The 10,691-nt window shown below is 56.2% G+C and carries 3 protein-coding genes; 1 reads left to right on the top strand and 2 read right to left on the bottom strand.

The window, feature by feature from the left end; translation table 11 throughout:
* Nucleotides 1–130: 130 nt before the first annotated feature.
* Both V6766_RS04810 and V6766_RS04805 read right to left on the bottom strand, forming a co-directional pair.
* Nucleotides 131–2,443, bottom strand: a complete 2,313-nt coding sequence (locus V6766_RS04810; protein WP_448464148.1) for a hypothetical protein — start codon at nucleotides 2,441–2,443, stop codon at nucleotides 131–133.
* A 573-nt stretch (nucleotides 2,444–3,016) separates the two neighbouring features.
* Nucleotides 3,017–7,585, bottom strand: coding sequence for an autotransporter outer membrane beta-barrel domain-containing protein (locus tag V6766_RS04805; RefSeq protein WP_448464146.1), 4,569 nt, complete (start codon nucleotides 7,583–7,585; stop codon nucleotides 3,017–3,019).
* Nucleotides 7,586–8,210: 625 nt separating this feature from the next.
* Between V6766_RS04805 and V6766_RS04800 the strand changes: the two genes are divergently transcribed.
* The gene (locus V6766_RS04800; RefSeq protein WP_448464144.1) at nucleotides 8,211–10,649 is read left to right on the top strand and encodes a hypothetical protein; all 2,439 of its coding nucleotides are present in this window, start codon (nucleotides 8,211–8,213) and stop codon (nucleotides 10,647–10,649) included.
* Nucleotides 10,650–10,691 lie beyond the last annotated feature (42 nt).

Here is a 10,691-nt window from a genome sequence, read left to right as displayed (position 1 = left end):
ACATTAGACACCAAAAAGACCCAAACCTATTTTTTTTTTTTTTTGTGGGGGGGTGTTTTTTTTTTTTATGCGATTTTTTTGGGGGGGGGGGGGGGGGGGGGCAAAAGACCCCCCCCCCCCACAGAACCGCTTACGGCGAGGTGGTGGTATCGTAGCCTTCTACCTTCGTATTGAATGCCGACATTATCGAGTTTGGATAATCGGTGCAGGCCGACAGGTTTAGGTTGTCGTTCGTGCTCAACTGTAGCGGATTGCCCTGTCCATCTTCGAAAGGTAGCTTGTAGAGTTGCTGCCCGGCGTCCCCTTTGATGGTTGGATCGATATTGCTCGCCGTTGGCGTTATGTTGACCATCATCACCCCGGTATTAGTTGACCAACCGACAAAACGCGTTACCGGATTGTCGGGCACGGAGACCCAGACTGCATCGGTAGTGATTAACTGAATATCAGGTTCAGGTTGTGAATAGGATCCATATGCGCTGACAAATGCATCCGACGCACTGCTGCTGTTGCCGCCCGGCAGTGTTGACGTTGCAGAAAAAAGCTGCGGGGTCGAGCTTATGTAGAGGTTTGGTATGGTGACGTTCCAATCTCCATCACCATTGGCCTGCGTCTGAGCCGTGACATCGCCGGTTGTAAATATATTGACCGTTGCGTTGTAGACGGCCGTTCCGGTGAGCTTGATACTGCTGCCTGAAACTCTGATCGCGTCGATTTCAGGCGGCCACGGTCTTGTAGCAGTTATCCCGCCGTTGGGCGCGACGTATCTGACTTGAGACAGGTCCGAAGTGGGACCGGGGCCGGCATTCGGATTACTGGGGTCGGGTTTCATCATAAAATGTGCCTGGGCCTGGACTCTGGCACCGTAAGGGATTGGCGGGGCGGTGGGGTCTGAGCTCGGATTGACGTCGTCAATCGTCATGCCGTCGGTCGTAAACGTCCTATCCGCAAGGACCGGAAGGTCATCATCGGTGATTGTGGCCTGCCGGCCTATGTCTAGATCAAAGACTTTGACTTTGGTGCCGTTGTACTGGCTGTCATATTGCGATGCCGGAACATTGCCGGCGAACGTATAGCCGTCCCAGGTGGTCAGTTCCGGTCTGTTGGGTTTGATTTGGTTGTTGCCTTGTTGCACGGCAAGAATCGATGTCGGCTGGTAGATGTCCGGATTTGCGTTGGGGGATGCCTCGTAGTAAAAATACGTGTTGTTGAAGTTCGGGACTTGCGACAGGTTCGTCGTGAAAGTACCGTCCGGGTTCGCCTGAATTTTTTTGATAACGCCAGAAGCCTGGGTTGAAATTGCCACCCAGCTGTTCGCGTCGCATTTACCCACAATCTGCGTTCCGGTTGCTGGCTGCATTTGCGGCGGCGCCGGGCGGGCTGCATTACTGTTGGGTGAAAGCGCGCTATAAATATAAGAGTCCGCGCCTCCATAGGTCGTTTCTGCAGAAACCACGTCTCCGTAGTTGAGTGTGCCGGTGAACGGAGTAGACCAGGAGCCGTTGCCTTTAACGGTTGTGGACCAGGACCTTATGACGGTCGAACTGGAGCTGCTGTGCTTCACGATCACTTCGTAATTGGGCACACCTGTTCCGCGTACCATCAACTGAGTGGAGCCGTATGTTCTGTTCACCGCGTCCACTTCAGGTACCAGGCAATAGGATGAGCTGGCCAAAATGGTTGGACCCGCAACGGTCGTTCCGTCTGGAAGTATTCTGCGAATTCTGAGCCTGTTGCCGTTCTCCAAGGCCTTGCAGAAAGACACCGACCAGATCCCCTTCGCCGATGCCGTGGTGCTGCCGACAAGGACGCTTGACTTCAAATCGAAGATTTGAATCTTCTCCCCGGGCTTGGCGCCGGAACCAGCAATGTAGTCGGTGCGGCGTTTTTCAACGGAAAAGCTTTGGAGCTTAGCGAAGTACGGCTTGGAAGCATTGCCGTTGAAAGCGGTCGCAACTATGCAGACTTCATCGCCGGCTTTCAGAGGCTCCATGAAGTCCGCTGACCAGTCGCCATATTTCGAGATTGCAAAGGATTTTCCGACGATGTTGCCGTTTGGCCCGTAGACCGTAATATCGGCGTTTTGGCTGCTGATGCCAAAAACTCCGGTGCGACTGGCATAGACATCTTTCATTTTAGGCGTATTGCCACCCAGGGTGATCTGTATCTTGTCGGATGAAACGCCTTCGGCGGCATCACAGGCCCAGAGTTTGAAAATCGCGAACCAGCGCGGTGAGGCGCCCAGATCAATAGCCCAAGACCCGTCTGCATTGGTCACGACTGAATGCATTTTCGCATCAAGATTGCTTGTCAGTCGGATCGACATTCCCGGCTGAGCGGTGCCGCTGAACCTGCCGGCAGCATGGTCAAACTCGATCTTCGGCGGTAAAGGCCGCGCAACATTCGATGGTTGGGATACCAGATCCCCGGCTTCGATAAGCATCATTGTTCTCCATAAGCCTGTTTGAGTTGGAAAGTTCGCTGCATCGGGTCTGTGTTTCCGGCTGCGTGTATTAAGATAACCATAACAACCATAGGTTGTCTAGATGAAATTTCAATCATAGGCGGCATTCTCCTCATGGAGACCCGGATCAGAATACGCAGCGGGTTCATACCGAGGTTCAATGATTAGAGCGCATATGGCCGGAGCGGTTTTGAAAGCCGGCTACGCGAAAACCGCAGTGGTAGCCATAGCTGCGGCGAGGATTTTGACGCTCTCGGAGGCCATTCCAGCACGCATCATATGGGTCCTAATCATTGAACCTTGATATCAGTCGGCGTCGGCAGGCGAGGGCGTTGTTCACCGCATGGTGACCTTGCATCGACATCGACTTCGAGGCGGGTTACAGGCTTCTTGGATCTCGCGCTCCTTGTTGAAACCCGTCGATAGGGCGCCACGCGCAACAAAAACACCTCCACGACCGAAGCATGAAGGTGTTTCTGCGCATATTATAGATTGCGGGGGCTGTGTTCTTGGTTACCCAATTCCCGGTTTCATAGGAGCCATTTTTCGCCGCTACCACTTCACCCGGAAGCCGAGATTGCCGCCGTAGGAGTAGGAGCCGCCGCTGAGGCCGGTGGCGGCGGTGACTTCGCCGTAGACGCCGTAATTGACGTTGTTCGCATCGGTCCAGTCATAGGTCCCGCCGAACCCGATCTCGCCAGTCCAGGGATCGAGTTCGGACGATGCCGTGAAGGACTGCTCGATCACCGCTTTCGTCTCTCCCATGAACTCGTGATAGATATTGGCGATGCCGTAGATATTGCCGCGGCGGGCGAGGCCATTCGCATCCGTCGATTTGAACTCCTTTTCCACCGCCAGGCCGAGGCGCGCCTTCAGGCTGTCGCCATTGTCGAAGGTCGCATCGTCGTTATAGGCGCCGGTGAAGCTGTCGATGTCGACCGACGACCAGGCGAGCTGGCCCTGCGGCGTCAGGATCAGGTCATTGCTGTCCAGCAGGAACTGCTGACCGGCTTCCACCGACACCGCGTAACCGAAGGCGTCGGAGTTCTCGACACCCTTATAGAGGTCGTCCGCCTTCAGTTCGCTTGAATACCAGGTCGCCTGGACCTGACCGTCGGTGTAGAAACCGTTGTCCCCATACCATGTCAGCGTGCCGCCGAAGCCGTAGCCGTCCGGATGGACCTTGCTGTCGCCATAGACGGAGTCGAACTTGGCCTCGCCCGTGCGGTAATGCACCGTCAGCCCGCCGACCAGCGCGCCCGGACCGTCATCATAGAACAGCCCGTCCACGCCGGCCTGCATCTCGAAGGTGGAGAGATCGTACTTGTACCCAGTCGTGGTACTCGTGGGATCGAGGTGCGAGAAATCGCCGCTGATGCGTCCCCAGACGTTTTCCAGAGCCGGCGCCGACTGCTGGAGCGGGATCGCGAAGGTAGTCTCGCTTTCGTTCTGATCCAACTCGGGCGTGCCGTCGCTGTCAACGGAGACGCTCGCCTGCGAATAGTAGCCGGGGTCCTTCGGCGTCAATACCGGCGCCGGCGGGGTAACAATCACTTCTCTGCCGAGCCAGGCCCGCTTGCCGACGCGCTGGCGCATGGTCGGCAGCGTGTTCATGTCCAGGAGCGCCGACTGATAGCCTTCGTAAAGCGGTACGAATGGCTGGAGCCGGGGATTCGGTCCCGGAGGCGTCGGTCCCGGAGCGCCGGTCGCCGAAAGGTAGACGCCGGGCGGATAGCCGTTGCCGGGGTCGCCCTCGAGGCTGTAGACCAGCCCATAGGCATAGATGCCCGATGCCGTCATCTGGTTCTTGTCGAGCGTGAACTCGTTCTTGTCTATACCGGTCCCCGTGGTGGTGTCGACGATCAGGATCGCGCCGGGATTGGCCGTCGTGCCGACTTCGGCAATCTCGAGCTGCGTTACGCCGCCAAGATCCTTCCCGACGGTCAGCACGTCGGCCTTCAGATCGCCGAAGTCGACGTCCAGGCCAAGCGTGCCGCCATCACTGGTGTAGTCACCCTCGACGACGAAATTGCCGCCATAGGCGCCATCCTGCATCGTCAGCAGGCCCTTGTTGGACAGGTTTCCGGAAAGGGTGAAGACCTGCCCCTTGCCGGCCCCGCCGGTCACGCTCGAGCCGGCGAGCATGTAGAGATCGCCCATGCCGTTGGCGTTGCCGCCGTCATAGCCGTCGAGCGTCATGCCGTCATCGATGAACTTGATCGCGACATTCTCGTTGACGGTGAACTTTTCCCAATTGTTGATGTTCCGCCCGGCAACGCTATCGTTGTTGGCGGCGAAGGTGACTTGGTCAATGTCGGATTTGATCTGGCCTACCGGGGCGCCGCCATCCTCGCCGCCATCCAGAATGGCCGCCGCGAAATTGGAAGAACCCGGCACGTAGATCGTGGCCGTGTCATTGCCACCCTGACCGTAGAACCCGCTGTTGAGCGTGCCGCCGGACCAGATGAAATTGTCGACGCCCTGGTTGGCGGCCGGCGTTTCCGACGGATCGAAATCGCCGTAGATATTGCCGGTGAAAGAACCGCCCGCCAGCGTGAAGGTGGAGTTGCCGCCGCCCATATTTGCCGAGCCGGTTACCGTACCCCAGGTCGTGAGGTTCATGTTGGTGCCGGCCTGATCGTCGGCATTGTAGAAGGCATGCTGGCCGGCGGCAGCGGAAGCGTCGATGACCAGGTTGCTGCCGAAGGTGATCGTGGCCTGGGTCGCCGCCTGACCGGCGCTCCAGCGTTCGGCAAAGCCGACCGCCGCCTTGGCGTTGCCCGTCGCGGTGATGGTTGCGGCATCGAGCGAGACGGTCGTCGCCGCGCCCTGGCTGTAGGCGCTGACGCCGAAAGCGTCCGAGCCTGAGACTTTGACTGAAGAGGCGTAACCGGATCGATGCATCGTCACGTTTGCAGTACCGGAGCCCAGAGCTTCAGCATAAAGTCCGTTCGAATTGCTGCCAGAGGTCGAGACATGTCCACCATCGAAATCAATGGTAGCCTCACCGCTACCGGAGCCATCCTGATTGGTCACATAGATGGCGTGGGAATTGCTGCCAGTGGTGCTTGCCAGTTTTGCGGCTCCCTTGAAACGAGCAGATCCGCCTTGAGAGGCCTGGAGATAGACCGCGTGAGCATTATTGCCTGTCGTTGAAACGGACCCGCCATTGCTATCGGTCCCCTGGAAGGTGGTGGTCACGTCGCCGCTGCCGGTACTCTTCAGGAACAGGCCGTGGGAATCTTTGCCTTGCGTCGTAATAACAGTGGTTTCTACGGGTGCGCTTATGCTCGACGTGTTGCTGGTATTGTCGATGAGTGCAGCGACGCCATAGGAACTCTCACCGGTGGTTTTGATTGTTCCGATTCCGACGTCGGCCTCGATCGCCCCATTCCCTGAGGTGTAGGCATACGCGCCATAGGCGTTGTTGCCGGTCGTCGTAAGCGACTGACCTTGTGTCGTATAGTTTTGTACGAGAATGCTGACCTTGCCGCCACCGCCCGTCTTTGCGTAGACGCCGTGAGCGCCGTCACCGTTGGTTGTGATGTCGCCCCAGTAGTAGTCCGCTTCCGCATCACGGGAACTGCCGATGGCAACGAGACCGTGTGAGCCATCGCCTTCTGTCTGAATGGTGCCGCCCTGAAGGACTGCTCTCGAAGTGGGAGCGCCCGTACTTTCCGCAAACACGCCATAGGCATTCGCGCCATAGGTGTGGATATTCGAAACATCGGATCCACTTTGGAAGACGGCCGCATATGCCTGCCCGCCAGCATGGTTCGAGGCGTAGAGGCCGTGGGAGCCGGTGCCGCTGCTCTCGTTTCCGGGATCGCCGGTCGTTACGGAGCCGTTGGTCATATTGATGGTCGCGTCATTCGGATTGCTCGAATTCGTCAACCTGGCGAACGCGCCATACGCATTGTCTCCTTTCGTACTGATGCTGCCCCCGCGAACGTCGATAGATGAAGCGCCGTAGCTCGAAATCGTGTAAGCGCCATAGCTTCCTGCTCCCTCCGTCGACAAACTGCCGCTGCTGATGGTGACGTTAGTGTTTCCGCTCGCCGTAGTGCTGGCTGCCGCTGCATATGCATTTTCTCCTGTCGTGCTTACCGTCCCGCCGCTGACCGTGACAGTAGCGGCGCCGGTTGTTGAAGAATCCGAAGTAAATATATAGGCTAGAAGACCATCGGAATTTTTCCCGACTGTCGTTACTTGACCGGCGCTCATGGTTACACTGGCAATACCGGAACCTGCGCTGTAAGCGATCAAGCCGTGGCCGGTTGCAGAAAGCGAGGCTGAGGCATCCTGCAGCATGGACACAGAACCCCCGGTCATTTGGACGGAGGCATTGCCGGTCGATGCCGTTGAGGCGAAGGCGCCAAACGAGTCTGTTGCGTTAACGGTGATTGTCCCGCCAGAAAGAACTATCTTGCTGTCTTCGGAAGAAAAGGTTGCCAGTCCCCCTTCTCCGGAGGTGCTGGACCCTTGCCCTACGTTGATTGTTCCGCCTGACATATTGATTATGGCTGCCCCGGTGCCGGCGCTGTCGACGTAGCCCCCTATTGAATTGTCATCGAGCACCGTGATTGTGCCGCCGTTGAAGTCAAACTGAAGATCGGAACTCGATGTGGTTCCGTTGTTCGTGATGAGGACCCCATAGGTCGTGGGGCCGTTCGTCTGCAGCGTTCCACTATCCATCTTGACGTTGATATCGCCGGTCGTTGCACCGTTTGTCAGCACCTTGACGGCTGCCTTGGAGTCTTTCGGTATCGGATTAGGTGTTGAATTCGTGTCAGATGTGATCGTGCCGGAACCGGTATCGATGTCGATGTGGACCGCGCCGCTCGAATTGCTCGCGGTCCCGACATCGACGCCGTCGGTCACATTGACGCCGTTCGCCAGATTGAGGATTAATCCATCGACGTTGGTATAGGTAATGCCATTCGGGTAGCTCGAATTCGTGCAAGTGTTAACGGGGTTATTCCCGCAGTCGTCTGCTCTTGCCACGGCTCCGGACATGCTTAGCGCGACGGTCGCGCCTACGAGCGCCTTCGCAGAAACAGACGAAAGTATAGACATTCTCGCCTGCGATCTTAATGTGCATAGCTTGATATCAGTTTTCATCTCAACTCTCCGTTTCGATTTTATTTGGAATCTATTGTCAATAATATTTTGTGTTTTGGTTAATAACTGGTTAAATATAGAATTTATAATTAAATATATATGATTAGTATTTTACTATATAATAATATATTCATATTATTATTTAATAATTTCTAATTTTATTGTATTTTACTCAAAAATATTTTATATATTTATAAATTAATATTTCTGAATAAAATACGTGTCCGCGACTGGCTTTTTTCTCTCTCTCTCGTTCGCTGATCTGCATCTCTGAGTGCGCCGCATGGGGAAAGGCTAGCTCGCGTTGGCCGCACTGTATCGTCCACGTGGGTGTCGGGTGACGCTGCGACGTCAGCGGGTATCGGGTTCTGGGGATCTACGGGGGATCTCGCGGATCCATATTTCTGCTTCGGATGAGGTTGGAGCCCGCGATCACGCTGACGGTGGAAGGGCTTCAGCCGAACCAGAATTATTCCGTATTAGAGGATGGTCAGGGATTGCAACCAAAGATTGCAATTATTTCTGGACAACCCTAGGATGTGGTGTATAGTCCGATACACGCATCAGGATAAGTACATCCGGTTGCCACCACCTTTCCTTTTAAGCACTCGTATGGAGAACAGCGATGTCTATTGATACCGGGGATCTGATGTCCCGCGCGCCAAAAATTGAGCGGCCGCTGCCGCCCGAAGTGAAGTTTGACATGTCCCTCGGGAGGTTCAGCGGCTCGGCCGAACCCGGCGTAACAATCAAGATTTCGAATACGGCTGATGCGCTCACACGTTCGGCTGTGGCGGATGCCGCTGGCAAATGGATTATCGATCTCGGTCGTGAGCCGACGTGGTATACAATCTATCGCATTTGGTCATATGCGCCTGAAACCGGCGCAGCTTCACACACAATTCAGATGTCGCTTGGCGGCAGCTTTGCCGTAATGAACAATGTCTATGCGAGCGAGAAGTCCGTTTTCGGTCTAAGCGAACAGGGTACCGTTGTTGCGGTATACGGGCCTCGCGGTCTGTTGCTTGGCAAGGTACTCGTCTCAAGTCCCAGCGGCGCGTGGGCTATCAATTTCCGCGAGTCTGTTCATGCAGGCGATCGCGTTTGCGTGATTGCGACTCTGCCCAATGGCAATACCTCCATGCCGCTCTTCGCCTTGGTCCACGCTTTCTCCGTCAACGAGCGCAGCCTCACTTCTGTCTCCGGTTCCGGCGCCCGTCCTCAGGATCAGGTCGAAATTGTCGACACTGCAACGAAGGTACAGATTGCGCAAACGCAGGCAGACGGCGATGGCAATTGGTCGGTCACATTTGATGAGTTGCTTGAGTCTGGAACAAAGCTCAAGGTTGTACGTACCCACCAGGATGGCTCTTCATCGAGTGGGCCCGTCTATACGGCCTTGCCGGCGCCATGCCTTGCCCCGACGATCGATAGGTATGAAGGTTCATCGCTCGGCGGGATGGCCGGTGCGGGGCAGGTCGTCCACTACGCCCAGTACCGCAGTCAAAGGAGGATTGCCGATGGTACGGTGCAGGTCGACTCTCACGGCAATTGGTCGGTCGACGGCGATGGCGGCTCAAACGATGCGGCTGTTGAGGCCAGTAGCACGCTCGTTCTCCAGCCAGGCGACGTTGTTAGAGCCACAACCTCCAGCGCAGACAACACGCAGCAGTCATATGTTGGCGCCTCCGTTACCATCGGGGAGGGGCGGCCAAATACTCCGGTCCTTTCCTCGATCGATCAAAACGGCGCGACAGGCTGGGGGGATTCTGGCACCCACGTTATGGTTTCAACACAAAGCCACGGGGTGATCTGCTCCGCGGACGTTATTGACGGCATGTGGTCGGTTCAGTGGGAGTCTTATGTCGGCAGTCTGCCGACGACGACAGTCGTCTATTTCCAGGCAACGTCCTCGCCGTCCAACTATAGTTTTTCCCCAACGTCAGACTACGCGGCGCGCTACGCGGACGCTGCTTCGACACCTGTCGATCCTCCGGTGATTCTTACTTATACCGGGGATAAATTTGCTGGACTCGAAGCCACGCCGAGTACAGCGGTCTACCTGAAGGACGATGACAATGGTCAGTTCGTTAATCCCGGCGGAGCGGACGTGATCCGCGGTGAGTGGAGTTGTTCGCAACTCAATACTATCGGCTTTCTCGAACCACCCGATGGGGATCATGTGACCGGTGTGGCCTGGGTGTTGGGACCCGACGGTTCACGCGTGACAAGCTCGGACCCCTCTAAGCCAGTAATCGTCGACACTTACATGCCCGACCCGCCGACAGTCACAAGCGCCACACCTACCAGCGTGGTGGGCACCGAGACGGTTTCCGCCTTGTACAGGGCCAATTACGCCAATATCAGCATCCACATCGCCGAGAAGGCAAATCCGTCAATTCCAAGGGGTGACGCAACTCTCAGAAGTGATCTTAGCTGGACTATCGCCCCGATTCCGCCGCTGCATTCCGGCGATAAGATGATAGCTTGGGCCAGGACCAAGGCAGGTAATGAATCAACTAACAGAGACTTTACTGTGGGCTCGGACATCAGGCCCAGGCCGCCGACAATCCTGCAGACGGGCAAGACGATCGGGGGGGCTGGCGTTAACGGCACAACCGTCGAACTATTCCTGGACGGGACTTCTCAAGGAACGCAATCCGTTACTGGCCGAGCTTGGAGTATTCCTCTTCTCTCCGGCACACCGGCAACCAACGGACAGATTCTCTCGGCGCAGGCGACAAATTCAAGCGGTGCTCAATCAGACTTCTTCTACTACGAGGTCGGTCAGGACCCAACAGATTTGACCCTGGTCTCTTTGTCGACAACGCAGGCAACCATAACGGTATCCGATCTCAACCAAACGATTCTGGGCTGGCGCGGTTCCGATGGAAAGAAAGTGATCGACACGGTGCTGACGGGCGAGGGCCAGCAAACTGTCGGTTACATTTCGGGATCGAAGATTGCGGATAATGACACGATCTTTATCTCCGCGCAGGGTCCCAATGCCAACAATGAAGGGACGATGACGGACTACGTTGCTCAAACCGTTCCCTTTAATTGATGTGGCACTTCTGAACCCATCCTTAGCAACTCCACAGCCGGC

Source organism: Martelella sp. AMO21009 (assembly GCF_053484295.1).
This window is presented reverse-complemented; position numbering and strand designations above follow the sequence as displayed.